The organism is Micromonospora sp. IBHARD003 (assembly GCF_056106285.1).
The window spans coordinates 8,120,231-8,146,599 of sequence record NZ_JBWBBX010000001.1 but is presented as its reverse complement, the minus strand read 5'-3'; the positions used below and the strand labels follow the sequence as shown (position 1 = coordinate 8,146,599).

The 26,369-nt window shown below is 68.1% G+C and carries 22 protein-coding genes and 3 pseudogenes; 16 read left to right on the top strand and 9 right to left on the bottom strand.

Translation table 11 applies throughout. The features are described from left to right. Positions 1-271: 271 nt before the first annotated feature. A complete protein-coding gene (locus ACTWOL_RS35430; RefSeq protein WP_474300999.1) occupies positions 272-1,444 on the bottom strand; it encodes a hypothetical protein in 1,173 nt (390 codons plus the stop codon). A 319-nt stretch (positions 1,445-1,763) separates the two neighbouring features. Between ACTWOL_RS35430 and ACTWOL_RS35425 the strand changes: the two are divergent. The 3 genes and pseudogenes from ACTWOL_RS35425 to ACTWOL_RS35415 all read left to right on the top strand — a co-directional run. After that, positions 1,764-2,289: pseudogene (locus tag ACTWOL_RS35425) on the top strand (transposase); the annotation flags it as partial. A gap of 74 nt (positions 2,290-2,363) precedes the next feature. Next, a complete protein-coding gene (locus tag ACTWOL_RS35420) occupies positions 2,364-3,152 on the top strand; it encodes a hypothetical protein (protein ID WP_474300998.1) in 789 nt (262 codons plus the stop codon). Positions 3,153-3,550: 398 nt separating this feature from the next. Then, the gene (locus ACTWOL_RS35415) at positions 3,551-3,808 is read left to right on the top strand and encodes a hypothetical protein (RefSeq protein WP_474300997.1); all 258 of its coding nucleotides are present in this window, start codon (positions 3,551-3,553) and stop codon (positions 3,806-3,808) included. 14 nt (positions 3,809-3,822) lie between these two features. Here ACTWOL_RS35415 and ACTWOL_RS35410 read toward each other — a convergent pair. Then, a pseudogene (locus ACTWOL_RS35410) lies at positions 3,823-4,659 on the bottom strand (IS5 family transposase). A 265-nt stretch (positions 4,660-4,924) separates the two neighbouring features. Here ACTWOL_RS35410 and ACTWOL_RS35405 point away from each other — a divergent pair. Then, positions 4,925-5,143, top strand: a complete 219-nt coding sequence (locus ACTWOL_RS35405) for a hypothetical protein (RefSeq protein WP_474300996.1) — start codon at positions 4,925-4,927, stop codon at positions 5,141-5,143. Between the two features lie 251 nt (positions 5,144-5,394). On the opposite strand, the gene ACTWOL_RS35400 is transcribed toward ACTWOL_RS35405, so the two are convergent. Both ACTWOL_RS35400 and ACTWOL_RS35395 read right to left on the bottom strand, forming a co-directional pair. Next, positions 5,395-5,973: a TIGR04222 domain-containing membrane protein gene (locus ACTWOL_RS35400; RefSeq protein WP_474300995.1), complete on the bottom strand. Its 579-nt coding sequence runs from the start codon at positions 5,971-5,973 to the stop codon at positions 5,395-5,397. A gap of 265 nt (positions 5,974-6,238) precedes the next feature. Continuing rightward, positions 6,239-6,817, bottom strand: a complete 579-nt coding sequence (locus tag ACTWOL_RS35395; protein WP_474300994.1) for a hypothetical protein — start codon at positions 6,815-6,817, stop codon at positions 6,239-6,241. Between the two features lie 297 nt (positions 6,818-7,114). Between ACTWOL_RS35395 and ACTWOL_RS35390 the strand changes: the two genes are divergently transcribed. Next, entirely contained in the window at positions 7,115-7,675 is a 561-nt protein-coding gene (locus tag ACTWOL_RS35390; RefSeq protein WP_474300993.1) for a hypothetical protein, read from the top strand. A gap of 137 nt (positions 7,676-7,812) precedes the next feature. Here the strand turns inward: ACTWOL_RS35390 and ACTWOL_RS35385 are convergent, their stop codons facing one another. From ACTWOL_RS35385 to ACTWOL_RS35375, 3 genes are read right to left on the bottom strand one after another with little or no spacing between them, the layout of a single operon-like run. Next, positions 7,813-8,691: an aminoglycoside phosphotransferase family protein gene (locus tag ACTWOL_RS35385; RefSeq protein WP_474300992.1), complete on the bottom strand. Its 879-nt coding sequence runs from the start codon at positions 8,689-8,691 to the stop codon at positions 7,813-7,815. Positions 8,692-8,748: 57 nt separating this feature from the next. Continuing rightward, a complete protein-coding gene (locus ACTWOL_RS35380; RefSeq protein ID WP_474300991.1) occupies positions 8,749-9,864 on the bottom strand; it encodes an NUDIX hydrolase in 1,116 nt (371 codons plus the stop codon). Continuing rightward, a complete protein-coding gene (locus ACTWOL_RS35375; RefSeq protein WP_474300990.1) occupies positions 9,833-10,540 on the bottom strand; it encodes an NUDIX hydrolase in 708 nt (235 codons plus the stop codon). Before ACTWOL_RS35375 ends, ACTWOL_RS35380 begins: the two co-directional genes overlap by 32 nt. An 809-nt stretch (positions 10,541-11,349) precedes the next feature. Between ACTWOL_RS35375 and ACTWOL_RS35370 the strand changes: the two genes are divergently transcribed. From ACTWOL_RS35370 to ACTWOL_RS35350, 5 genes are all read left to right on the top strand, one after another. Next, a complete protein-coding gene (locus tag ACTWOL_RS35370; protein WP_474300989.1) occupies positions 11,350-12,240 on the top strand; it encodes a phosphotransferase enzyme family protein in 891 nt (296 codons plus the stop codon). Further along, the gene (locus ACTWOL_RS35365) at positions 12,237-14,180 is read left to right on the top strand and encodes an ATP-binding cassette domain-containing protein (RefSeq protein WP_474300988.1); all 1,944 of its coding nucleotides are present in this window, start codon (positions 12,237-12,239) and stop codon (positions 14,178-14,180) included. Before ACTWOL_RS35370 ends, ACTWOL_RS35365 begins: the two co-directional genes overlap by 4 nt. 78 nt (positions 14,181-14,258) lie before the next feature. After that, on the top strand, positions 14,259-15,491 hold the full coding sequence (locus tag ACTWOL_RS35360) for an NUDIX domain-containing protein (RefSeq protein ID WP_474300987.1): 1,233 nt from the start codon (positions 14,259-14,261) through the stop codon (positions 15,489-15,491). A gap of 2 nt (positions 15,492-15,493) precedes the next feature. Then, complete coding sequence (locus tag ACTWOL_RS35355; protein WP_474300986.1) at positions 15,494-16,033, top strand: P-loop NTPase family protein; 540 nt, start codon at positions 15,494-15,496, stop codon at positions 16,031-16,033. A gap of 109 nt (positions 16,034-16,142) precedes the next feature. Continuing rightward, positions 16,143-17,276, top strand: coding sequence for an IS630 family transposase (locus ACTWOL_RS35350; RefSeq protein ID WP_474300985.1), 1,134 nt, complete (start codon positions 16,143-16,145; stop codon positions 17,274-17,276). A 7-nt stretch (positions 17,277-17,283) separates the two neighbouring features. Here the strand turns inward: ACTWOL_RS35350 and ACTWOL_RS35345 are convergent, their stop codons facing one another. Next, the gene (locus ACTWOL_RS35345; protein WP_474300984.1) at positions 17,284-17,508 is read right to left on the bottom strand and encodes a DUF3027 domain-containing protein; all 225 of its coding nucleotides are present in this window, start codon (positions 17,506-17,508) and stop codon (positions 17,284-17,286) included. A 1,767-nt stretch (positions 17,509-19,275) separates the two neighbouring features. Between ACTWOL_RS35345 and ACTWOL_RS35340 the strand changes: the two genes are divergently transcribed. Then, positions 19,276-20,190 carry an exonuclease/endonuclease/phosphatase family protein gene (locus ACTWOL_RS35340; RefSeq protein ID WP_474300983.1) on the top strand — a complete coding sequence of 305 codons (915 nt, stop codon included), beginning with the start codon at positions 19,276-19,278 and terminating at the stop codon, positions 20,188-20,190. Between the two features lie 224 nt (positions 20,191-20,414). Here the strand turns inward: ACTWOL_RS35340 and ACTWOL_RS35335 are convergent. Then, positions 20,415-20,579 (bottom strand): annotated as a pseudogene (locus tag ACTWOL_RS35335) (transposase); the annotation flags it as partial. A gap of 399 nt (positions 20,580-20,978) precedes the next feature. On the opposite strand from ACTWOL_RS35335, the gene ACTWOL_RS35330 reads away from it, so the two are divergent. The 5 genes from ACTWOL_RS35330 (at position 20,979) to ACTWOL_RS35310 (ending at position 26,342) form a co-directional block, all read left to right on the top strand. After that, entirely contained in the window at positions 20,979-22,586 is a 1,608-nt protein-coding gene (locus ACTWOL_RS35330; protein WP_474300982.1) for a (2,3-dihydroxybenzoyl)adenylate synthase, read from the top strand. Continuing rightward, positions 22,586-23,944 carry a salicylate synthase gene (locus ACTWOL_RS35325; protein WP_474300981.1) on the top strand — a complete coding sequence of 453 codons (1,359 nt, stop codon included), beginning with the start codon at positions 22,586-22,588 and terminating at the stop codon, positions 23,942-23,944. Before ACTWOL_RS35330 ends, ACTWOL_RS35325 begins: the two co-directional genes overlap by 1 nt. A gap of 11 nt (positions 23,945-23,955) precedes the next feature. After that, positions 23,956-24,708, top strand: a complete 753-nt coding sequence (locus tag ACTWOL_RS35320; protein WP_474300980.1) for a nitroreductase family protein — start codon at positions 23,956-23,958, stop codon at positions 24,706-24,708. A 4-nt stretch (positions 24,709-24,712) separates the two neighbouring features. Next, positions 24,713-26,050: a ferredoxin reductase domain-containing protein gene (locus ACTWOL_RS35315; protein ID WP_474300979.1), complete on the top strand. Its 1,338-nt coding sequence runs from the start codon at positions 24,713-24,715 to the stop codon at positions 26,048-26,050. A 163-nt stretch (positions 26,051-26,213) separates the two neighbouring features. Further along, complete coding sequence (locus tag ACTWOL_RS35310) at positions 26,214-26,342, top strand: transposase (RefSeq protein WP_474300978.1); 129 nt, start codon at positions 26,214-26,216, stop codon at positions 26,340-26,342. Positions 26,343-26,369: the final 27 nt, after the last annotated feature.

Here is a 26,369-nt window from a genome sequence, read left to right as displayed (position 1 = left end):
CGCCGCGACGAGAAAGGGAAGTTCATGGACGAGGAGGAGCCGAACAGCGAGCCGCTGTGGTCCGGGACGTGGGAGGCGGACGGACGGGGCAGGGTAGTCAGCTCGAGGGCGTGCAAGAAGCGGCACCAAACCGGCTCCAGACCGGGGTGGCCGCTCGAACTCAACCCTGCCCAAATGCCCTTCGGCGTGCGCGGCGGTGCGCGGAGTACTGCTGAAGCCGGTCCGGGTGATTCCACCGGGGGCGAGGTCCCGCTCCCGGCCCGAAGCGGGACTAGCGGATGTCGAGAACGGCGACGGCCTCGGCGAAGTCGGCATGCGCGGGCTCAAAGGTCCGCGCAGCGACGAGGAACATCGAGCGGTCCGTCAAGGCCCGAGCGAGGCGTGCAGGGTCGTCGGGCAGGCGGCGGGCGAGCGCCACGCCTTCGTCGAAGTACGGCTTGAGGCGCTCCTCGAAGCGATAGGGGTTGTCGCCCTCGCGGAGGGCGGCGCGGACGCTGATTCTGCGCTGGACGTCGACCAGTTCGGGCAGCCGGCCTGTCTCGCGTAGTCGCGCCGCCTTCTCTTCGAGCCTGGGAAGAGTGCCGAGAAAGGCATTCCGTGTGTCGCTCGACCACCCGAGGTCGGTGCCGAACGGCGGCATCGGGGATTCAGCGCTCGCAGCTGGTTCGTCTCCCCGCCCCGACAGGGCGAACAGGGTGACCCACCACCCGAGGATGCAGCTCCAGTTCTTCGGCTCGCCCGTCGTCGCCAGCTCCTCCAGGACGGTCAGGGCTTCCAGCCTGGTCGCTGCAGCGTCCGCCCCGTGCCCGGCGGCCTCGCACATCCGGGAGAAGTGCACCAGCTCCCAGGTGAGTATGGCCAGCGCCGTGCGCTGCCCGGCGGTCTCATGCCGGGTCTCGTCAAGGAGCTCGCGGAAGACAGCCGATGCCGCACCGTGCAGGCCAGCTCCCTCCAGGTTCGCCGCCCACTCGACCATGTTCCAGAAGGAGTGCTTCGGTATTCCGTTCCGGGCTGCCTTCTCGTTGAGCTCTGCGGCCTCCCGGAAGCGCCCCTCCTCAGCCAGTACGTTCGCCAGCCGCCCGCTCTGTCCCGCCTCGGCCATTTCCTCGCAGGCCGCGCGCCCCTCTGCCCGGCGTCCGAGGGCGAACAGGGCCGCCTGGTAGGCCTTCAGGGCCCTGCACAGCCGCTCTGCCCGGTTCGGCGACCCGGCCTCGATCCTTCGGCCAGCCTCGACCGCCTCGGTGGCCAGCGCCAGGTCCACCTGCGGGTCCCGGCTGCGGTAGCTCATCAAAAGGAGCGCGTCGACCAGCTTCGGCAAATACGCCTTCGGGTTCACCTCCGCCAGAACCCGGTATGCGTGGACCTGTTCGCGCAGGCTCAGGTGGCCGGAGCCCAGCAGCAGCACGCGGGCCCGCAGCACCGCATCGTGATCGATCTTCCCCATGTTCCCCCTGTCTCCGGGTGATGCACGAAGGAGATTCTGGGAGCCGGGGAGCGGAACGGACAAGCCTCGCGAACTGTGCGTTCCGTCCTACGAAAAACGGCGCTGACCTGCCATGATGGACATGCTCTTGTAGCAGTTCACCGGATGGCGGTACCGGGCCGAGCACCGACGACGGTCTCTCAGCTTGTCATTTATGGTCCGGCGCCGAACGAGGCTTGAGCTTGATCTGCGTTTTCGCAGTTCAGCGGATATGAAGGCGGCCTTCGTCTGATCCTGTGCTCCGTCACAGAGGCATAGGAAGAGCGCGAAGGCCGTGGTCGTGAGCTTGGTGCATCAGGGCGTCCCGCGGGATGCGTTCGCGGAAGTGTCACACTTCCGGTCGGAGTTGTACGCGTGCATGACCGCACGGGGCGACGCGTTGTTCGAGATATGCGGCGTTGCTGTGCACAGACGGTCCGGTGCAGACGCTGGTCGATCTCGCGCTCGCGCCCGAACACCGCCGCGGACACGGAGCCCTCTACGGCGGGCTCAACCTGGGGCGGATCGATGTGGGCCGGCTGCGTCGGGCGCAGGCCGGGCTGCCGTTGCCGAGGACGGCGGATCGCCGACTGGTGCTGGCTGTGGATGTCTCGCCGTGGCTGCGGCCGGACGCCAATACGTGTGCTGACCGGTCCTTTTGCCACACACGCGGTCGGGGCGAGGGCAAACACCAGATGGTGCCCGGCTGGCCGTACTCCCTCGTCGCCGCGTTGGAGACCGGCCGGACCTCGTGGACGGCGGCGCTGGACGCGGTCCGTCTCGAGCCCGGCGCCGACGTCGCCGCCGTGACCACGGTACAGATCCGAACGGGCGTGTGTAGCATTCGTATGCTCCGGGCATGAAACTCTTTCGGTGGCGTGGCCGAGGCGAAGCCGGTCAGATGACGAGAACCCCCTTGGCCCAGGCCGTGGCCCTATACCAGGCGGGGCGCTATGCCGAGGCTGAGGCCGAGGCACGCTCCGTGGCTGCGGCCCGGTCCCAGCCGCGCGACGACACGTACGCGCCGCTGGCACTGGGTATCGCCGCGCTTGCTGCGGGCGCTCAAGGACGCCATGCCGATGCCGTCACCACGTACGACGCACTGCTGCCGGTCTTCGGCAGGATCTTCGGCGCCGAACACCCGCAGACCCTGAAAGTGCGCTCGGACCGCGCCCAGGCGCTGAGCGCACTCGCCCGGCACGCCGAATGCGAGGCAGAGTGCGCGGCCGTCGCCCAGGTCGCAGCCCGCGGCACAGGGCCGGATATGCCGCTCATCACTACGGCCGCCCGCAACGGGCAGATTTACGCCCTCAACGCGCTGGGCCGCCACTCGGAGGCAGAGGCGCTAGCGTGCGAGGCACTCGCCGCCCATCGCGTACTGGATCGGTTCACCCTGGTCCTGCGTCTCGGTCTGGCCCGCAGCCTCAATGGCCAGGACCGCCACGAGGAGGCTCTCGCCGAGGCGGAGCGTGCCGACGAGCTGTGCCGTCGTTTGCCCCAGGAACAGCGCCGCCCGGAAACCGGCGCAGTCAAGCTGGCCATGGCCACCGCCCTCCTCGGCCTGGGGCGTGGCACCGAGGCCCGCCTGCTGGCCGCAGCCGCCCAAGACGCCTGCCTGGCCGCCTTCGGCCCGGATCACCGCCGCACCGCCGAGGCCCAGGCGTTGCTCGACCGCATCGACAGCGCTTGAGCACGCGCGCCGCGCCGACGGTCGGGGCGCTCACCTGTGGCTGAGCACGCCGGTTGGCCAGTCGGGCCAACTACGGCGCTCCTTACCTTGTTGGCGGGTTGATTCCGGTCCTTCGTACGATCGGGAGACCCGGGGGCCTGGGTGTGGCTTTAGCTTGCTCTTTATCTACCGGTCTCGAACGACGGATAAAGAACAAGCTGAAAGAACGTCTTATCCCGGCGAAGGTGTTTGGTAGGTCAGTCGAGGATGACGGCGGGGTGTTGGCCAGAGTAGAGGCAGTACAGTCGGCCTCATCGAGGCCCGTGGCTGTCCGAGTGCGCTCGGCGGTGGGCACCGTTGTGGTGCTCTGGCAGGGGACACCTGAGGCAGTGGGACGAGAACTCCATGTCGAGTGGACCGTGGATGAGGAATTCGCCTGGGCGGTGAATACCTGGCCCGGCGCTTCTCGCACTCCCGAGCTGCGGGAGAGCGGCGACCGCATCGTCTTTCGCGGGCAGCTGAACCTTGCCGAAGGCGGAGGGGCTGTCCTGGACGTGGGTGGCGCGCTGATCCTGTTTGATCGCGCTGGCCTGCCGCTGCCGGGAGGTGTCGATGGATCGTGGGTCGAGGTCCGTGTGGCGCAGGACCGCGTCACCGTCTGGCCGTACGAGGTCTGACTGCTGGCGGGCGGTCAGGTGTCGCGCCAGTTCGGCGTGGACTCGCGTGTGAGCCGACGGCTTATCAAGTCGACCATCGCCAGCTTGATCATGGCCTCCGAGCGGTGTGGGTGCGTTTCGTAGTCGCGGGCGAGGCGTCGGTGGTGCATGAGCCAGCCGAAGGTGCGCTCGACACCCAGCGTCGCGGAATGACCTTGAAGCCTTTCTCTCCTGGGTCCCGGCGGACGACTTCGACGTCGATGCCCAGGCTGGCACCGTGGTCGATGGCCTTGGTGCGATAGCCGGTGTCGGCCCCGGCCTTGGTGACGTGGGGGTTCTCGGCGGCGATGCGGGACAGGACGTGGATGCCGCCGGTGTTGTCCGACACGTTTGCCGCGGTGACCCAGATGGCGAGTAGGAGGCCTAGCGCATCGACGCCGAGATGGCGCTTGCGGCCTGCGATTTTCTTGCCGGCGTCGATGCCTTGGCCTGCCGCAGGCACGTTGGCGGAGGTCTTGACGCTCTGTGCGTCCAGTACGCATGCGCTCGGCTCGGCACTTCGGCCTTCGGCCTCGCGAACCAGGCGACGCAACAGGCCGTTGAGTTGGTCGAAGACGCCCTCTCGCTGCCAGGCGGCGAAGTAGCCGTAGACCGTTTCCCACGGGGCGAAGTCGTGCGGGAGGTAGCACCAGGGTCCCGGAGCGGTCGACGTACAAGACGGCGTCCAGGATGCGGCGCAGCTCGTGCTCGGACGGGCGGCCGATGTCCAGGCCCTTGCCTCGCCGCTCGGCCCGCCAGGCGGAGAGAGTGGGCTCGAGCAGTTCCCAGCGGGCATCGGACAGGTCGCTGGGATGGGGGCGGTGTCGCTTCATATTCGGAAGTACCGTCAGGCGCAGTATCTCTCCAGGGCGCAAACGTCGCCAAGCAGGGGCGTCTTGGGATCAGACAGGAGCGAGCAGCCGGAAACGGACCGATTCACAATGCCAGCTGTCACGCGAAGCACATCGAGCCCCATTCGACTCAGCGATCCCAGACCAGCCCACCACGTAAACAACTACCAAACACACCTACACGGACAAAACGCTCCTTGAAAGAGCGTTTTATCCCGGTGTGGATGTTTGGCATCAGGGTGCCGCCATGCGGCTACGGCTGCTCGGCAGGTTCAATGTGAGTGTGGATGATTCGTTGTGGAGCAGGCTGTCGGTCGAGGCGCGAGCAGAGGTGGACGGTCTGATCGCCGATGGCCGCCATATTCAGGCCATCGCAGTGATGCGCGAGCGCGCCGGCCTTCCGCAATCTGATCTCCGTGAGTGCGTCGATCTGCTGGAACTTCGCGCCAGTAGCTTGCGGCAGTAGATAGAGACGCGTGCTGCCGAGGTCGATCAGGTGTCGCGCCAGTTCGGGGTGGAGACAGTCGGCAGCTTATGAGGTTGATCATCGCGACGTGGATGATGGCTTCGGACCGGTGTGGGGCTGTGGAAGCGACCGAACTGGCTGTGGAGCAGACCTGATGGCGCCCGGCGCGGTGCGAATGCGTACCGAACAGGAACCAGTTGCTGGCCCGCAAACCCCGGCGCGAGGCAGGCCAATTGGGTCAGTCGCCGCTGTCAGTCACCGCCACCGTCGCTTCCTCCGAAACCACCTCCATCTGGGCTGCTGTCCGTGCCGTGACTGCGATCGTCTTCGAGGGCTTTGCCCATGCGGATCAGGATCCGCCCGAGGTCGTCGGGGACGGGGCGGGTGCCGAGCGGTCCGCGCCGGGTAGAGCCAGGGACGAGTGTGGTGGGACCGTGAAGCACGTACGCGGGCACATGTCCCGCCAAACCCGCGGCCGCGAGACGTCGCCGTCCGGCGCGGGTGGGCTTCCGTCGCCGACGGCGCACCAGGCCCAGGGCGACGAGGCCACGAGAGAGTTCGTCGACCTGAGAGCAGCGCCTGACAGCCTCGATCACCTCCCGCACCGGCCTGCTCCGCGGGCAGGCGGCGATGACGGCAAGCTCCACCGGGTGTTCGGGGCGCTCCTCGCCAATGACGCGCAGGCGGGCGGCCCCCAAGGACAACGTCCCACGCTCGGTGAGGGAGATAACCGCACTCTCCGCGACCCGCAGCCTCCCACCGGCAAGGTAGGCGTACTGGTAGGGATCCAGGTCCTCACAGCCGTTGTCCGCTTCTCCGCGCCAGAACATCCGCGCCATCCCGCGTCCCCACCCCACACACCGCTCCGCCAGGCAGCCGTCGCCCGCATGATCTCGCCGATGCTGCCGCTCGGGCGAGCCATTACCCACGTTCAGAGCTTCTTCTGAGCTTCAAGACGCCAGAGACGGCGGCCTCCGGGCCAGGAATCAGGCCGAGTTCGCCGCCGAGACCCCCGCTTCTACCGCTTCTACCGCTTCTTCCGCAGACACCACCATCAGCCCCACATCGTCCGCGGCTGCTTCGGCGCCCCATCCGTCAGCCACCGGCGCAAAGGTGCGCTAACGCCCACCGCTGCCGATGTGAGAGCGGTCTGGTAGAGGGCACGGAAAGAGCGACCGGCGACCTTAGGACCCAGTAATGATCAAGAAAGCCGCGTCCGCCATCGTCGGTAATGGTCCAGGACCAGACGGGATTCGCCCCGGCCGCTGAGCCGTTCGTGGTGGGCGACCACGGTCCGCCCGTCGTAGACGACCAGGTCGTTGGCGTGCAGCAGCACCCCAGCTGGCGGCCGATGAACCGGACCAGAGGCCGAACCGGCTGACCCTGCGGAGTGAACCACCGGCCGGTCTCGAACACCTCGCGTGGCAGGGGCCGCAGCAGTGGCTGTTCCCGCGCGAAGTACTCGCCGATGGTGCGGGTCTTCGACGACCGCAGACGCCGGCCTTCGTCGTCCAGGTTCCACTGGTCGACCATGGCGTTCAGCTCGGTCAGCGAGGCAACCTCGGGGACGGGGACGAAGTGGTTGCGCCGGTAGTAGCCGATCTGCCCTTCGACGCCGCCTTTCTCGTGGGCGCCCTCGATGCCGGGACGGCAGTAGAACGCATCGATGCCCATCTTCCGTGGGTTCAGGAAATCTGAAGGCTCCGTAGCGCGAACTCAGGGGCTCCAAGGCCGTGCTGCTGCATCGAAGGGGCCGGTTGTCGCAGTGAACGGTAGGGGCGACGGGCCTGGACCTGGCTCGAATGGAGAATGGCTGGAGCAAGCCCATGACGCGATCCGGTGGCATTTGCGCGAGAATGTGGGGTGCCTACTTCCAGATCGCTTGCAGCCTCCGACGAGATACGCGCGTATCTCGTCGATCAGTTGAATCACGCCCTGCGTCGTCCCGGACTGTTCGGGAGGGAGTCGGAGTTGGCCTTGCGCATGCTGATGGATCACTTGCTGTTCGTGGAGTGCCAGCCCGAGGCATTGGCCGAGCAGCAGCGTGTCTGGGAAGAGCGCGGAGCCTGGTCCAGCACCGGCGTCGCGGGTGTGTTCCGCGATCTGATCCCGGAGCGCTATTACGAGTACGGCATTGCCTCGCTGTATGCCGAGTTCGCGCACAGCCGCGGCTGGCTCAAGCCTGACCGCGTACTGGACCGTGACGAGTACGCAGTCCTGCTGAGCGTGGTCCGCCAGTGGGCGGGCGAAGACCGCACGTGGACGGACGTCGTCAACGAGTTCGGTCCTCCGTCGATGCTGTTCGGCAGTAACAACCCCTACTACGGCAAGACGCTTGGCTATCTGACTGAGAACCTGGAGGACCCGATGGTGTCCTTCCATCTCTGGAACGGCACTGCTCCGGGAGACGAGCAATCATGGCCACCTCCGCATGAAGAACCCCTCCTGCTTGCGGTGCGCTTTGGAACGGAGCCCTTCCGCCAGACCTTCACCTTTACCCCGGAGGGTCGGCGACGGCTTCCTGTGGAGTAAAGCTCAAGATCAGCGGGTGTTCGGTTCCTGCTCTGCTTCCGATTCGGTCACTGCGCTGGTGTAGCGGAGGCTGGCCTTGGCGCCGAGGGAAGACGTGTGCGAGGTGGAGGGGGTCGGCGCCGTTTGCGAGGGCTTCTTCAAGGATGCGGTCCTGCCTCAGCTGGTCGACGCCCACGGGCAATTCCTTTGACCAGCCTGTCCATCCAGAACGTGCCCACGGCCGTTGCGGTGGTGGCGGTGTTTCTGGTGATCAGAAGATGCGGGTTGGTGCTGTTCGGCCATCGGCGCTGACGGTAGGCGAAGTACTCGCTGATCGCCTCGGCGGTGTAGGCGTCCAGTGGACGATTCAAGCCCTCGGGGTCGAGTCGTCGTCCAGGCAGGTCCACGTGTTCGACCAGCATCGAGCGAATCTGGCGGGCGGGCAGCGCATGGATGCCGGACAGGGCCACGACCACTCGAAGGGCTGGATTCTGCAGTGCAGCGAGTGCGACAGACTCCACTTCGTCCGCAGAGAGTAATGCGGGGGTCTTGATCCCCACCTTGCCTCCTTTGATGCCTCGCATCGGGTTGGCGAAGATCAGCCTCTCGGACTTGGGCGTGCTGAACAGCGAACGCAGGGCACTGGCGTCGTATGCGCGATAAGGCCGGTTGTTGAGCCAGCTGATCGCCGCCACCTCGTCGCCCTGTGCGGCCTGGGCCAGCGTCGTGGGGTGCGCCCGTTCCAGGAGCATGGCGAACCGGTCGTCGTCCCGCTCGTGCAGCAGGACCGCGCCGCGCCCGCCCCAGACCGAGAGCGCGTCAGGCTCGGACCTGTTCTCGGGATGAGGAAAGGACACCTTCACCACGGCAGGCTCGGTCGTCTTGCGCAGCACCGGGACGACGATCCCGACGCCCCCGTACAACGGGTCACCGTCCGGCGTGCAGTCCCAGCGCTCGGCCAGCTCCCTCACCGTGGCCGGGAGGATAGCCAGCCATGCCGAGCCGGCCGGGCCTTCGCAGTCCACGGTGACCCGCACGAACGGCTCCGGGAGACGCGGCGCCGTGCCGGTGCGCGGCTCCTACCGGTCGGCGGGTCACCGCCGTGCCGGCCACTGCTGCTCCAGGAAGCGCCGGAGCTCCGGGGTGGTCGGCGGGAGCTCGTCCAGGCCGCGCACCCACTGGTGGCGATCGTGCTCGGACAAGGTGACCGGGCCCGGCTTCTGCGGCGTGCAGGCGAAGACGAACTGGCGGCTGGTGCGGCCGCGGGAGTTGGTGTGGTCGAAGTGGCCCGTGTAGCGGTCGATGGTGATGGTGAGGCCGGTCTCCTCCGTGATCTCGCGTGGGAGGGCGTCGATGATCGACTCGCCTCTCTCGAGCCGGCCGGCCGGGGTCTCCCAGGTGCCGCCGAGGTAGTCGTCCGCGTTGCGGCGGACGACCAGGAGGCGCTCGTCGTGCACGATCAGGCCGCCGGCGACGAGGGTGTGGATGCCGTCGCGGTGGGCCTGGTCTTCGAGCTCGGCGGCGAGACCTCGCAGGGCCGCGTACCGGGCGAGCGGGCTCATCGGGCGGTCCCCCAGGCATCGTGGGTCGACGAAGGCGAGCGCCCGGCCTTCGGTGAGGGTCAGGGTGTCGGGGTCGCCGTCCCAGGTGCCGCGGAAGACGTAGGTGAGGTGCCCGTCGTCGGCGGTGTGGGTGAACAGGTGCGAGAGGTGCACGGCAGCTTCGTCGAGGCCGACCTCTTCGTGGACCTCGCGCACGATGGTGCCGCGCGGGCCGGCATCGGCGGCCTCTGGCTTGCCGCCGTTGGATGACCAGGTGCCCGGCCAGCAGATTCCCGGGCCGTCGCCGCGCAGATGCATCAGGAGATGCCCGCTCCGGTTCCCGATCAGGGCCAGGGTGCCGTAGCCGTAAGGCGGTTGGCGTGGCGTGATGAGCTCCAGGACGCGGTCGGTGTCCTGGCGGGTGGTCGGGTGCAGCGGGACCCGGTCGAAGTCGTCGCGCGGGATGAAGGCGAGCTCGCGGCCTTCGGTGAGGGTCAGCGAGTCGGGGTCGCCGTCCCAGACGCCGTGGAAGACGTGGCGGGGGTAGCCGTCGGTGTGCGCGGAAAACAGGTTCGTCAGCCGGATGTTCTCCAGACCGGTCTCCTCGCGCAGCTCCCGGCACGCGGTGGCGTGCGGGTCATAGTCGGCGAGCTCGGCGCCGCCGCTCATCGGCGCCCAGGTACCCGGCGCCCAGATACGGTTTGTCGTCGCGCAGGTGCATCAGCACCTTGGACGCGTCCGGGTCGGTGATCACGACGAGGGCGCAGTGAGGGTCCTCGTCCGCCGGGTGGTCCTCGCGCGGCAGGCCCAGGCTCGCCAGGACCCGGGCGCGCAGCACGGGGTCGCCGAGTTCCGACGGCGAGCACCATTGAGCCGCGCCGACCTCTTCGGCCTGCAGCGTCAGGGCGACCGGTCCGCGGACCCGGAACATGAAGCGGACGTCGTAGTGCACGTGGGCGGGCTCGTTCTTGTCCGGCCGGGCCTCGATCGGGTGGACGTCGATGTGCACGGGCGCGCCATCGCCGAACGCCTCCAGCCCGGTGATGCCGGTCTCTTCAGCGATCTCCCGCAGGACGGCCTGCCGAAGCGTGCTGTCCGAGTCCTCCGGGTGACCGCCGGGCTGGATGCGCCGGCCTGAGGCGAGGTGGTGGATGAGCAGGACGTCGTCGGCGTCGTTGATGACGACACCCGAGGCGGTGACGTGGCCTTCGAACGCCCGCCTGTCGGTCACGTTGGCGCCGGCGGCGAGACGGTCCACGAGTGGCTGAAGCACCGGCTGCTCGTCGGGGTGCCTGCGCAGGTAGTCGGCAACGAGGTCTTGGAGGTGCTGGGCGGGAATGGGCATGGCTCTCCTGGTGACCTCGTGCGCGGCGCAACTCCCCAGGGGGTGCAGCGGGTACGGCGCGTTCGAACATAGCGGCCGGTCTGCGGGCGCGGGCACGGATCGCGAGAACACCACCCGGGCGTGCGCCGGCCGCGTCGAAGGTGCCGATGCTAGCCGCCGTCGCGACCCCCCAGGGGCATGACGCTCCGGGTGCTCACCCGGCCGCGAACCAGATCGAGCCACTCTCTCGGGCGCCGGATTCCGGGCCGGCCTGGAGAGTTCAAGAATCCTTTCTTCCAACATCACCCCAGGTCAGAGCCCTCCGTATCGCACGTGGTGGCTGGTGGCAGGGGAGGTTCGGGATGACCGGATCACGGTGCTGGTGGCCGCGGATTGTCAGTGGCGTGGGCGAGGGTCCGTCCGCAGAGCACAGCCACACCACACCGAAGGAGACGGGTGCTGTCGACGCGTCATGCAATCCGCCGCTCGGGCTGCCGTCCCGCCGCCTTCCCCGTACGTGTGAATCGAACGAAGCGAGAGGAGCCGCCCACGCAGACGGCGCTTGCCGTCCGCGTCCCGGCGTCGAACCTTCATTCGGCTCGTCGCCCGCGGCTGCCCGTAGCGGCCCTGTGATCAGGTGCGTTGTTCGGGTGCTCTGCCCCCGTTCCGAACCGAGGAGAAACCGTGAATCCCGTCCGCTTGGTCACCCTTCACCCTGTTCTCGAGAACCCTCCTGCTGCGGCCGCCGAGGCTCTCGCGCACCGGCGGCCCGTCGACGTCCGCCGCGTCCTGTTCGCCGCAGCATCACGACCGTCATCGGGGTGGGGGGCATGACCAACCCGACCACCCCGCCTCCCGCCCTGCTCGCGTGGGCCAGCCGGGAACTCGCCGCCCGTCCCGCCGTCAAGGACGTCAGCCATCCGCGCGAGAACTCCCGCGTCTGGCAGCTCGACCTGCCCGGGGCCTCCCGCTTCTACCTGAAGATCTCCCCCAAGGCCGTGATGTACGAGCGCGAGACGCTCGCGCTGCGAAGTGCTGTACCGGCCCTCGGCGCCGGTGGTGCGCCGCAGTTGCGCGCCTCGAGCGCGGAGGATCTGGCACTGCTGCTGACCGCTGTCCCAGGACGACCGCTCAAGCAGCTGGAGCTCTCGCGCGTGGAGGAAGCCCGCGCGCACCGGCACGGTGGCGCCCTGCTGGCTCGTCTCCACGCGGCCGGTGATCTGTCCGGTCCTCGACGGGCCGAGGCGGAGCAGGCTCTGCAGGCCGCGGCCGAGGGTGCCGATAGGCACCTGGCGGCGGCCGGGGACCGGCTGACCGCGCCGGAGCAGAAGCTCGTGCGCCAGCTGGCCGAGGAGCTGCGGGCCTTGCCGCCGTTGCCGCTCGCGTACATCCACGGCGACGCGTGGGACCGTAATCTCATGTGGTCGACCGCCCGGCAGCAGGCTGGCTGGATCGACTTCGAGCGCTCCCGGGGCGCGACCGCCGTGCAGGACTTCGTGCTGATGGCCTGCTCCACCTGGACCGATCGGCCTGACCTGCGGGCCGCGGGCCTTCAGGGCTACGGTCGCAACCTCACCCTCGAGGAGCAGCACGCCTTGAAGTGTCTCGCGGCGATCGACGCGGTGAGCTGCCTGGTCTGGGGACCGAAGCTCGACGACCCCCACGTCACCGCACGCGGACGGCGCACCCTGGACCGGCTGATGGCGGGGGTGTTCGCATGACCGCACCGCACCACCGGACCGACGTCCCAACCACCGACGCAGCAACCATCGGCGGCGAGGCGGCGTCCCTCCCGGCCGCGCGGACGGGCGCTCCGCAGCCCTCTGCACCGCCGGAGCTCGACTACAACGGGCGCAAGCACCGGCGGGCGATGGACGACGCCACCTTGTGGGACATGGCCCGCCGCATCCCCGCGGCCCTGATCCAGACGGCGCGCCTGGCCTGGAGCGTCGACCGGCGCATGGCCCTGACGATCGTCGTGTGCCAGCTGCTGTCCGGCATCGGCACGGCGGTGATGCTCACCGCCGTCGCGAAGGCCCTGCCGCAGCTGATGGGCGACGACCCCCGCCAGGACCTGGCCCACGCGTGGCCGGCGCTGACCGTCGCCGTCGGCGCGATGGCCACCGGCGCGTCCATGTGGATCCTCGCGGACTGGGCGACCCGGCGCATGAATCCGAAGATCGCCTCGGCCGCGGACCTGCAGCTCGTGGATCTCCACATGCGGGCCGAACTCGCCGCCTACGACGCGGAAGGGTTCGGCGACCGGAGCCAGGCGGCGGAGATCGGCGCGCTGCGCGCCGTCGACCTCGCCGACGACGCCAAAACCCTCACCAACGGACTCGTTCAGCTCGCCTCCGCGGCCCTAGTGCTCACCACCTTGCACCCGCTGCTCCTCGGCGTGCTGCTGCTGTCCGTCGTCCCCCGCGGACTCGGCGGCGTGATCGCCGCCCGGGTCGACTACCGCGTCCACGACCAGACCATCTCCGCCCGCAACGTCCGCGGCATGATGCGCTGGTGGCTGACGACGGCCGAGCTCGCCGACGAGCTCCGGGCCAACACCATGCGCGGCTACCTGCACTTCTGGTACCGGTCCATGTGTGACCGGGTCGAGATGAGGGAGGTCGCCGGGGCTCGCCCGTATCTGCGGATCACACTGCTGGCCGCCTCGCTCGGCGGCCTGTTCACCCTCGGCATGTGGGCCTCGCTCGCCGGCCTGGTCCTCGCCGGGGCCATGACGACCGCGATCGCAGGCACCGCAGTCGTCGCCTCACAGACCGCCGGCCGCGCACTGAACTCGATCATCCGCTACTCGACGGTCATGTTCCACCACGGCCTCTACCTCTCCGACTACTACGAGTTCATCGACGAGGTCCGCGCCATGACCACGGCCCGCGGCACCGCGCGGGCCAAGCCCCCGCAGCAGATCCGCCTGGAAGGCGCCTCCTACACCTACCCGAGCAAGGAGGCCGCGGCCGTCCAGCCGATCACCCTCACCCTGAACCGCGGCGAAGTCGTCGCCCTCGTCGGGGAGAACGGCGCCGGCAAGTCCACGCTGATCCGCATGATCACCGGACTGACCGTCCCGACCGACGGCAAGGTCCTGTGGGACGACACCGACCTGGCCGACGCCGACGCGGAGTCGGTGTGGCGGCACGTGGGCCTGGTGCCGCAGAAGAACGGGCACTGGCCGCTCGCCGCCCGGGAGAACATCACCCTGGGCCAGCCCCGCGAGCACGGCGACGAGCGAATCTGGGACGCGGTCGAACGGGTCGGCATGACCAAGGCCCTGCGTGATCTGCCCCAGGAACTGGAGACGCTGCTCGCCCGGTCGGTGTGGGGCGGCCACGAGCTGTCCGGAGGTCAGTGGCAGAGGCTGGCCTGCGCGCGGGCGATGTACAGGGAGCCGGCCGTACTCGTCCTGGACGAGCCGACCAGCGAGATGGACGCCCGCGGAGAGCACCAGATCTTCCGGGAGCTGCGGGCCATGGCCTCGGACCGGATCACCGTGGTGGTCACCCACCGCCTCGACAACGTCCGGATGGCCGACCGAGTGATCGTCCTCGACCAAGGAACCGTCCGGGAGCAAGGCTCCTTCGACGAACTCGTCGCGACCGAGGGGAGTTTGCTCGGCGAGCTGTACGCCCTCGCCCAGGACCGCTGACCCGCAGCCACCAGCAGAGGTCCACGCGGGGCCGCGCACGCCGGCGCGGCCCCGCCACTCCCCCGCCCAAGGAGCACCATGCACCGCCCCGAGCCCGAAGCCGTCAACGCCCGCGCCTGGACCACGTACGGCACCCACCATCTGCAACGAGGCACCGACATCCCGGAAGTCGACCGCATCTCCTGGGGATTCTGGCCGACCGGCCCCGGCGCCGAAGTCCTCGGCGACCTGACCGGCCTGCGCGTCCTGGACCTGTGCTCCGGCCTGGGCAAACACGCCGCCCACCTGGTGCGCGAGCACGGAGCCACGGTCGACGCCGTCGAAGCATCCGCCAGCCAGCACGCACGCGCCCTCGCCCGCTACGGCGAACTCCCGGGTCTCACCCTCATCCACGCCGACGCCGTCGACCACCTGCACCAGGCCGAGCCCTACGACGTGATCTACTCCATCCACGGCTTCGGCTACATCGACCCCCATCGCCTGCTGCCCGCCCTCCGGCCGGCCCTGAAGCCCGGCGGGCGCCTCGCCTTCTCCATCCTGCACACCAACTCCCACGGGCACGGGCCCTCTTCGAGCGTCACGCCGCGCGCGGAGATCCTGCCGCTCGCCGGCGGCCAGGACCAGAGCGTCGAGATGTGGGTGCTCACCCCGAAGCTGTGGGAGGACCTCTGCGTCGACAACGGCCTCCTCATCGACGGGATCGACGGGATCGACGCACCCGACGCGCCCGAGGACGACAATCGGGTCTCCGTCCGCCTCTACCGCGCGCACAGCCGCACCGCCGCCAGCAGTCGGCCGCGCACGACCCGCCCGCCGGAGCCCAACGCCGCGCTCGGGGTCTGTGCGATCCTGCACGGACCCCGCGGACTCCTGCTGGGAGTCCACCGCCGCGGGACCACCGAACTCCCGGGCGGGACCGTGGAGCGCGGCGAGTCCCTGGAACACGCGGTCATCCGCGAGCTCTACGAAGAGACCGGCTGCCGTGCCCGCGAGGAGGACGTCGTCCTGCTCGGCGTGCTCGTGGACCAGGTCGGCCCCGTCGTACGCACGACGGTGCCCGCGGTCGTGACCCAGTGGGACGGTGATCCGGCAACGCAGCCGAACGAGAGCGTGGGCGACTGGCGCTGGCACCCTCTCGACCGGCTCCCCAACGGTCTCTTCATCCCCAACGCCCAGTGCCTTACCGCCTGGCGGCCGGAACTCGCGATCAACCACCCGGTGGCCACCTTCTACCCGTTCACCGGCCGTGCCAGATCAGCGTCCGACTGCTGTGCTGAGTCGCTCGGCGCCATGGGCGATGAGCCACGGTGAGCGTGGGCAGCGAAGAGAGCCGACTCCTGGTCATCCGGGGAAACTCAGCGTCGGGGAAGTCCTCCGTGGCAGTCGGCCTTCGCGACCGGTTCGGTCGCGGTCTCGCCCTCGTGGGACAGGACAACCTCCGGCGGGTCGTACTACGCGAGCGGGATCGGCCCGCTGCTTCCAACATCGGGCTGATCGACACGGTCGCCCGCTACGCCCTTGATGCCGGGTACCACGTGGTTGTCGAGGGGATCCTGTACGCCGACCGCTACGGGGAAATGTTGGAGACACTCGCCGGTGACCACCGTGGCATCTCCCGCCACTACTACCTGGATGTCCCGTTCCCTGAGACGCTTGTTCGACATGCAACGAAGCAAGAGGCGAAGTACCTCGCGCACGTAACCGAGCGGGAACTCAGGGACTGGTATCGCGAACGCGATCTACTCTCCGGTGAGGTGGAGACCGTGATCCCTGCGGACAGCTCGTTGAACGAAACGGTCGACCACGCCATGCGAGACACGGGCCTTGACCGTCTCCCTCCGCGAGGCCTTTGACCCCTCGTCTCCGCTGGCCTCCTAGTGCCGCATCAGGCAACGTTCGCCCTGTCGTGACGCGTTGTTGGGTTTGCTGCGCCGGATGGCATCGGACGGCCAGAATGATCGCGTGGCTGAACGTGTGCGGGTCCGGGAGATTGATGACGACGAGGGCAGGCGGTTGCTGCGGATCATCCGCAGAGGTACCGGTTCGGTGGTGACCTGGCGACGGGCCCAGATGGTGCTGTTATCCGCACAGGGCATGTCCGTGGCGAAGATCGCCGAGGTGTCGTTCACCAGCGCGGACCGGGTCCGGGACGTGCTGCACAACTTCAACGCGGACGGCTTCGACTCGCTCTACCCGAAGTACAAGGGCGGCCGCCCGAGGACCTTCACCCTTCCCGAACGCCGGGAGATCAAGAAGATCGCCAAGTCCAGGCCGGCCGAGCACGGCCTGCCGTTTTCGACCTGGAGCCTGGCCAAGCTGGCGGACTTCCTGGTCGCCGAGGGGGTGGTCGACGACATCAGCCACGAGGGCCTGCGCATCCTGCTCCGCGAGGAGGGCGTCTCCTTCCAACGCGTAAAGACCTGGAAGACCTCCCGCGACCCCGACTACGCGGCCAAGAAAGCTCGTCTCGAGCATCTCTACGCGATCGCCGACGGCGAAGTCATACCCGAGGAAGGCGAGCCCGAAGTCGTCTTCTGCATGGACGAGTTCGGGCCGCTCAACCTCCAGCCTCACCCCGGCCGGCAATGGGCCGAACGCGGCGGCCTGAACAAGGATCCCGACCGTGAGCCCCGGCCCCGCCGTCGCGCGACCTACACCCGCCCACACGGGGTCCGGCATCTGTTCGCCTCCTACGACCTCGCCAAGGACCAGCTCTACGGGCACGTCAAGAAGACCAAGAACCGCTCGAAGTTCCTGGAGTTCTGCCGCTACCTGCGCTCGCTGCACCCGATGGACGTGCGCATTGCGATTGTCTGCGACAACTACTCCCCGCACCTGACGACGAAGCGGTGCCAGCGGGTTGCGACGTGGGCGGCGGCAAACAATGTGGAGATCGCCTACACCCCGACCAACAGCTCCTGGCTCAACCGGATCGAGGCCCAGTCCACCGCCCTGCGCTACTTCGCCCTCGACGGCACCGACCACGCCAGCCACAAGGCCCAGGGCAGCATGATCCGTCGCTACATCATCTGGCGGAACCATCATGCCGCTGACGAACGCCTTCGCCGGGTCGTCGCCAGCGTCAACGTCGTCTGACCGGTGTCTATCCGAACGAGCCCTCGCGGACCGCAAAGCACTGGCAGCCGTCGTGCTCGAACCGCACCCGTCCATCGAATGGCGAGACGGGGTGGGTGCAGACCCCGTAGTCCTGGCCGAGCTGCCCGCTCAGCGCGATCCAGAAGCGGCACCCTCCGCACTGAACGCCGTACCACTCGTCCGGATAGTCGGGCTGAGCGGTCGAACGATTCCACGCCAGCGAGCATGGCACTGATCGTTGTGTTCTCGATCGTCACCCGTCCAAGGCTCGCCAGTCGTCACCCTCGGCCCCTCCTCGCCTAACCGAGACTGTCAGCCCCGATGATTGCCAGGTGATCCTCTCATCAGGAACAGGGCGAACGTTGCCTGATGCGGCACTAGCTGGCCTCGCGTCAGTGGTCGACGGAGACGGCGCCGTCTTCGGCCCCGAAGAGATCACCGGAGTGTCGGCAAACGACGGCACCCTCAAGTGATCACCGTTCCGGCACTACGTACGCGTCGGCCGTCATTGCCTACATAGGCGGGCTTCGCCGACGCGAGGGCGGTGAGGCGCACGGCCGAGGTTCGGCGAGCGCCTCGAAGGGCGGGTCAGACGCGACACGGGAAGAGGAGACCAGCACAGCCCCAGGTGCTGCTGGACTCTACGTTAGGGAATCAACGAGGCCCCCGGATTGCAGTTTTGAGATTCTCAACAATCCGAGGGCCTCGCCAACACGCGATCGATTCCCCGTTCTACTAACGGAAATAGTAGAGGTTAGCGGACCCGATATCGGCTGTCAAGCATTTCGATGGCGGCAATCGAAGTTGCCTTTTGCGCGGCGATCGGCATGTCACGACAGACGGTGCCATGTTAGACACTAAGAGTCAGCATTCACGGTGAGTCGTGGCGAAGATCATCGAGAATGGACGGCAATGCGCCTGCTGTGACTGCTCCTCTACTGACCTGCGGAATTTGAGAAATAGGCCATCAAGCGTTGGCCCGCTTCCGACAGCTGTGGACCAGCTTCCCAAGCGCCCGTGGCATCCGGATCGACCGTGCATGAATATTGCTTACTCGTAATGACGCTCCCCGTCAGCTGCGCCTCGCAGTGGGCAGCTGAACGGCGCAAGGTGTATGCCAACGACTTCGGCGCCGTCCGGTACCCCAATCGCTGTGACGGGCAGTACCAACCGGTCCAAGGTCGACCAGGATTCCGCCGAATGGATGCCGCCGCCATCGATGTGACATGCCGTTACGTCGCTGATTGCATGCTGGGGCCTGACCGTGGTCACAGCCGAACGGCTCGCTCTCGCCCAGGCGCTGAAGGATGCCCCCGCCGCCCTCTTTCCCGCTCCGCTGCCACCGGCGATGGCGGTCACCTCACCGGCACGCAGGACCACCGTTGACGTCATCATGAGGAGGTGACCACCTCGCCCTGGCCAAGGCGGAGATGATGGTGCTTCGCGTCGAGACAGGCGTACTCGGTGGTGCGGAGCCCGGCAAGGATCCCTGCTTCGAACGTGGTCATACCTCTCATAGAGCGCGCCGAGGTGGTCCGTTGACTCTGATGCCGAACCTGTGAGGCGGCTCACTTCTGTGACACGCGACGCGACGGGCGACCGGTCCGCATTCAAGGCATACGAACGGGTCGTCGTCTCCGAGAAGTTGAACAAGTTCCGCCGGTCCATCACCGGCACCGTCGCCTCGTGTACCGCTGGTCATCCTCTCCGCCCTCATCGTTGTTGCATCGCTTGTGGAGCCGATACCGCCCTCCTGGCGTCGGTCTCCGCTTCAAGTCCTGAGTTATTACAAAACCCTTACCGCGATGGCGCCTTGGGGGTAACCGAACACCCCTTGACGGCACGATGTGCGTGGTCCGGTGCGGCGATCGGGAGGACTGGAGTTCCGAAATAGCGCGATGTTCCGCATTCGAGAGTATGTCAGCCGATCAGTCTGGGTGCTCTCTGGAAAGAGACGTGCCGGACCGGAAGAGATGGAGCGCAGCGAAGGAGGATTCCTGTGAAAAGACGCATCATAGTGCTCCTCACCGCCGTGGCGGCAGCGGTGAGCACATTCATCCTGATATTGGGCACCGCCAGCGCCGGAACACCGCCGCCGGCTGGCGCCGCGATCGGGAGCGGCTCGGCCGTCGCACCTAAGGCGGCTGCTGATCCGGACTCGCACTACGTCGCCACCTGGAACATGCAGGGGGCCAGTCACAGTACGGAGAACAAATGGAACACAGGCGTGGCGCAGATGGCGCAGCACTACCGGCTGGTCGCCCTGCAAGAGGCCGGGGCCGTTCCGGACAGCGCGAAGTTCCAACAAAACACCACCATACGGCAGTGGACGGTGAAGGAGTACACCTGGGGAGGAACGAGCACCCGTCCCGGTTCCTACATCTACTGGCTGCAGACTGATCCCAACGGAAACCGGGTCAACCTCGCGCTGGTCTCGGCGAGCCAGGCCGAACAAGTCGACGTCGTCTCAGGCCCCTCCCGGCCGGCTCTGGGCATCCGGATCGGCAAAGGTTTCTACTTCAGCATCCACGCCAGTGCGGGAAACAGAGGTGGGGACTCCCCTGCCCTGCTTACCAACATCGACAACGCGGTGAACGGGCACAGCCACGACTACGAATGGTTCGCCCTGGGCGACTACAATCGCGAGCCGGACAACCTCGGAAACGCCCTGTCCGACTACGTGGTGTGCCCGCCTTCCTATTCCACCCACCCTGCGACGAAGCCCACCAAGAAGCTCGACTACATGGTGCGTGAAATCGGAGTGGAATTGCACGGGCATGTGCTGAACATTCAGCTGTCCGACCATCTGCCGGTCCGGTTCAGCTTCCCGCCTCTCACTGCGGCGGTGTCAAACCCGCCACCACCGCAGACGCCCCCCGACCGGTCAGCACCGAACCCATCGGCCGCCACGTGAGCGGGGACATGCGTCCTCCCGCTCGTGCGGCACGACTCCGGCAGCAAAGAAGCAGCGTGCCGAATCGTAGGCCTTAGCGTTCGAACCTGCGAGAAGCCGGTGCCTCCCACGTGGGTGGGTGGGTACCGGCTTCTCACAGGTCGTTTTCGTCCGATGTTTCATCCTGGGATGAGTTGATTGGCGGTCATTTTCGGGTCGTGCCAGGAGATCGTGTTCTCGCCGGTGAGGCGGCGGGCCATGGGGTCGGTCATGGCGATGTGGATCACGGCTTCGGAGCGGGTAGGCAGGGTTTCGTAGTCGCGGGCCAGACGCCGGTGGAGCATCAGCCAACGGTAGGTCCGCTCTACTGCCCACCGTTTCGGGATTGGGGTGAATCCCCTGGTCCCGGGCGGATACGGCGAACATCCGCACCGCGCGGTGTCCGTCAGCAGCCGCACGCAGCGCCGCTCCTCGTTTTGCCGGCAACCCGTTGTATCGCTGCCCGAATACACAGGCACGCCGTACGGGTCGCCGACGGCAACAAGGTGTGGAACCACCCCCGCTGTCTCGCAGACGAATGCGGAGTGAACCCTTCCGAACCCCCCCGCGTAGACGCGGTTCGAAAGGCGCACCGCGTCTGGCTTCACGCCAGGTGCGCGCTGCTGAGGCCTGTGGCGTGCCGCTGACCGCGCACGCGATGACGAGAGAAGGACGGCGCAGGTAATGACAAGCATCGCCCGATCAGGAACCTCCCGACCGTGCTCGGGTCTCGGTGACTCACGGCACGGCAGCACTCGGGGAGTGCGACGATGACGGCTGCGGTGACCGTGCATCAGGCCGTCGAAGAGGTGTCCCTCCGCCACGGCGACCGGGTTGCCCTCGTCGCCGGAACCCGAGACCTCACGTACTCCGAGCTGGTCCGCATGGCCGCCGGGTTCGCGAGCGGACTGATTCGAGCGGGGCTGCGCCCCGGCGACGGGGTCGTCGTGCAGCTGCCCAACCGATGGGAGTTCGTCCCGGTCCTCTTGGGGTGCATGAAGGCCGGCGTCGTCCCTGCACTGGTCCTCGCGGCTCATCGACGGCACGAGCTGAGCCGGATCAGCAAGCACATCGGCGCCGTCGCGTTGATCGTCGACGGCGAGGCCACCGGGTTCGATCATGTGGGCCTCGCCCGACAGGTCCAGGAGGCCGCTCCCACGGTCCGACGCGTCTTCGTGGTGGGGGGCGACGTCGACGACGACCACGACGTCCACGCCCTGTTCGCGGGTGATCTCACCGAGCTGCCCGCGGTCGCGGACCCGGAGCGGACGGCCATGTTCCTCATGTCCGGGGGCACCACGGGCAGCCCGAAGGTCGTGCCCCGGACCCATCGTGACTACCTCTACGTCGTTCGGAACAGTGCTGAGCACGCCGGGCTCGACGCGGACTCGGTCTGCCTCGCGGTGCTACCGCTGGCACACACATTCCCCCTCGGCTGCCCAGGCCTGCTGGGCACTCTGCTCGCCGGCGGCCGATGCGTGGTGGCCCCTTCGCCCCGGCCCGACGTGGCCTTCGAGGCGGTGCAGCGACACCAGGTGACCATCACCGCGGTCGTGCCGAGCGTCGTCCACCGCTGGCTGCGGGAGTACGACCGGGAGCAGTGGGATCTCTCCAGTCTGCGCTTGCTCCAGGTGGGCGGCGCGCGGCTCTCGGCGGCGCAGGCGGCGCTCGTCGGGCCCGTTCTCGGCTGCGAGGTGCAGCAGGTCTACGGGATGTCCGAAGGCATGCTGAACTTCACCCGGCTCGAAGACGCCCCGGAGATCGTCCAGGGAACCCAGGGGCGGCCGCTCACCCCGTACGACGAACTGCGCGTCGTGGATTGGAACGGCCATGACGTCACGGCGGGTGGAACGGGCGAGCTCCTGGTGCGCGGACCAGGGATCTTCGGCGGTTACCACCGGGCCCCCGCTGCCAACGCGGAGGCCTTCGCCCACGGCTGGTTCCGGACGGGCGACCTCGTACGGATCCACCCGACCGGGAACCTGGTGGTCGAGGGCCGCATCAAGGACGTGATCAACCGGGGTGGCGAGAAGATATCCGCCCTGGAGATCGAGGACCTCCTGCACGAGCTGCCGGAGATCGACAAGGCCGCAGTCGTCGCCGCGACCGACGCCGAGACGGGTGAACGGGTCTGTGCCTGTGTGGTGGCGACCGACGGGGCCGTCGTCACAGTGGCGGGCATCGGCGCGGCGTTGACCCGCCTCGGGGTCGCCCGCTACAAGCATCCGGAAGTCCTGCGCCTGATCGACGAGATCCCTCTCACCGCCACCGGAAAGATCGACAAGGTGGCGTTGCGGGAGATCGCCGACAGCGGCGTCGACCCCCACGAGGCCGATGCCCCGGCCAGTGCGCCCGCCGCCGCGGCGGTGGAGCGGTGATGCGTTATCTCGAACGCGAGCAGTCCCTGCCATCCGGGCTCACTCCCCTGGCGGCGGCGATGCGGCTCGTCCGTCAGGTTGGTCTCGCGGACTACGTGCTGTACGAGAGCGACGGCTGCTGGACCTACGCCGGCGGCTCTCTGCTGAAGATCACCGCAGACCGCCGGGGCCTCCATGTCCAGGGTGCCGGCGTGGACTCGCGAGGCCCGGCCGCCGAGCCGGAACAGGCGCCGGACGGGCCCTTCGACATGGCCGCCATCACACGGCTCCTCGACGCCAGCCCTGTCCAGGACTGGCGGGCCTTCGGCTGGCTCGCCTTCGAACTGGGCACCACGGCGCTGGCCGAGACACCTCAGCTGTGCTTGGCAGTCCCGCGGGTTGAAGTACGGCTCACGGCCAGCCACGCGGCGTTGCGCGCCACCGACGCCGACACCCTCGACCGGCTGGCCGAAATACTGCTTGAAGAGTTCCCGGACCCGCCCCCGGACACCGATACCGACGCCGCCGACTGGTTCCCCCTCGGCCTTGCAGACGACGACGCCTCCTACCGGGAACTCGTCAGCCGGGCCATCACCGAGATCAAGTCCTCCACGCTGCGGAAGGTCATCGTCTCCCGTCAGGTCGAGGTGCCGGAGCACATCGACCTGGCGGCCACCTACGAGCTGGGCCGGGCGGGCAACACCCCGGCGCGGTCCTACCTGTTCGACCTGGGGGGCCTGCGCGCCGCCGGCTTCAGCCCGGAGACCGTCGTCGAGATCGACGGGCGGGTCATCACCACTCATGTCCTCGCGGGCACCCGCGCCGTCAGCGAGGACCCGGACACGACCGATGCCCTGCGCGACCAGTTGCTGGGCGACGCCAAAGAGATCCACGAGCACGCCATCACCGTAGCCGACGCCCTGACCGACTTCGCGGCGGTCTGCGCGCCCGAGTCGGCCGTGGTCACCCGGTTCATGCGGGTCGTACGGCGCGGCAGCGTGCAGCATCTGGCCTCGACACTGCGCGGTCGGCTGGCCGAGCACATGGAACCGTGGGCCGCGCTGCGCGCCCTGTTCCCCGCCGCCGCGGCGACGGGGGTGCCACGTCCGGCCGCCCTCGACACCATCCGGCGCCTGGAAGGCCGCGACCGCGGTCTCTACGGCGGAGCCGTGATCACCTGTGACTCCCACGGCGGTCTGGATGCGGCTCTCGCGCTGCGGACGGTCTTCCAGCGAGGCGCACGAAGCTGGCTCCAGGCCGGCGCCGGAGTTACCGCCGGCTCCGACCCTCGACGGGAATTCCAGGAGAGCTGCGAAAAGCTGCGCAGCGTCGCCCACTTCCTCGTACCCGCCGAGGGCCCCCACCGCACGGCCGACTGAGGAGCCTGTACATGTTCGATTCGCTGCCCCTTGGGCCGACCGCGCTCGCGCCCGACGAGGTGCGGGCGGTGTCCGCGTGTCTGCGCACACTCAGATCGGTGCGCCGGTTCCTGCCCGACGACATACCGGACGAGTTGATCGAGTTCGTGCTGTGGCACGCCGCCCAGGCGGGATCGGGCAAGAACCGGCAGCCCTGGCGCTTCGTCGTGGTGCGCGAACCGGGACTCCGCGCCGAGATCGCGCGCTGGTACCAAGCGACGCTCGCCCGCCACACAGCCCGGGCCGACCGACTCGACGATGGGCGGGCAGCGGAGAGCGCGGCCCAGACGGAGGCCGCCCAGTGCCTTGCGGACCACTTCACCGAGGCACCGGTGTTGATCGTGCCGTGCTTCCTGCCGATCCCGCGCAACCCCGCCGACTTCTTCGGCGGTGCCTCCATCTACCCTGCCGTGCAAAACCTGCTACTCAGCGCCAGAGCCGTGGGACTGGGGGCGACCCTCACCACGGTCCACGCTGTCGACAGCATCACAGGCCTCTCAACCACGGGAAGCAGCAGCGGCGATCAGCTGCGGCGCATTCTCGGCATCCCCGAAGCGGCTGTCCCAGCGGCCGTCATTCCCCTCGGCTATCCGGTACACCAGGCCACCTCACCCGGAAACCGGCTCCCCGTATCGGAGGTCACCTTCGCCGACACCTGGGGCCGGTCTTGGCGACAAGGCCGGAAGCGGTGGTGGGCCGGTCTCCGCTCGGAACAGGTGGCGTGAAGCCATGACATCCACATGTCGAGCCCCCCGCACCGGCGACCACCCCGACACCGGCCGGCACGCCCCCGGCGATCAGGCTCCCCCGCACGACAGCGACGCGGAACTGCCCCCGCTCATGGCACCGTTGCGGCGGTCGCTCAGGCACCGGCGGTTCACGCACCACAACCGGCTGGCCGCGCTTGTGATCGTCGCGAACCTCGCGTACGCCCTCCACCACCTCACCCGCCACGGCCTCAGCACGGGCACGCTCGCCTACGCGGCATTGATCAACTTCGCGCTCGCCATCCTGATCCGCCAGCAGTACGTCATCAACCTGCTGTTCCGCGTCGCGTCCGCCGCGCCCACACGGTGGCCCCTGAAGATCCGCTGGACGCTCGGCAAGATCTACCACTACGGAGGGCTGCACATCGGCGGCGCCATCGCCGGCACCGCCTGGTCCCTTGCCCTCACCGGCGCGCTCGCCCATGACGCCGAGCAGGTGGACACCTGGACGCTCTCCGTGTCGTTCGCCTTCGCCGGGGTGCTGATCCTCATGGTGATCACGGCCCTGCCGCGGATACGCGCCCGGTTCCACGACCTCTTCGAGCGGACGCACCGGTTCGGCGGCTGGACGGCGCTGGTGCTCGTCTGGGCGCAGAGCGCCCAGAACGTCTCCGCACCCGGTCTGTGGATACTCGGGGTGTCCACAGCCAGCGTCGCCCTGCCATGGCTGCGCCTGCGCAGGGTACCGGTCACCGTGGAACGCCCCTCCTCGCACCTGGCTCTCGTCCACTTCGACCACGGCGTGAGCACGTGGGCCGGTTCCGCCACGGCGATGAGCCGCAGCCCGCTCCTCGAATGGCACACCTTCGCCAACCTGCCGCCCGCCGGGGAGTCTGGCTTCCGCCTCGCCGTCTCGCGGGCTGGGGACTGGACCGGCTCGTTCATCGACAACCCCCCTTCACACGTGTGGGTCAGGGGCATCCCCACCGCGGGCGTCGCCAAGATCGAGAGCCTGTTCACAGGAGTCGTCTACGTGGCGACCGGCAGCGGCATCGGCCCCTGCCTCTACCACCTGAGCAACGCCGCGGTGCCCGCGCGGCTCGTCTGGGTGGTTCGCAGCCCCCGTATGACATTCGGAGACACGCTCGTCGACGAGATCCTCAGCGCGCAACCGAACGCGATCATCTGGGACACCGCCACGCAGGGCAGGCCCGACATCCTCGGGCTCGCGTACAGCGCGTACCGGGCCATTGACGCCGAAGCCGTCATCTGCATCTCCAACAAGAGATTCACCTGGCAGGTGGTCGAGGGCCTGGAACGCCGGGGCATTCCCACCTACGGAGCCATCTGGGACTCGTGACAGCCTGTGAGCTGGGTATGTGGCGGCGGTGGTTGGGTGTCATCGGTGAGTGACAGCTTTCTGGCCTGGTAGAGCGTGGTTTCTCGTTCGGTGATGGCGGCCATGGGGGTCTGCGCGATTGGGCGACATCTTGCCCTGTGGGGCGGGTGGAAAGGATGTCGCTGTGCCCAGGCCTTATCCGGAAGAGTTCCGCGAGGATGTCGTGCGGGTCGCGAGGAACCGTGGTCCGGGTGTGACGGTCGAGCAGGTGGCTGCCGACTTCGGAGTCCACGCGATGACGTTGTGGAAGTAGATGCGTCGCGCGGACATCGACGAGGGG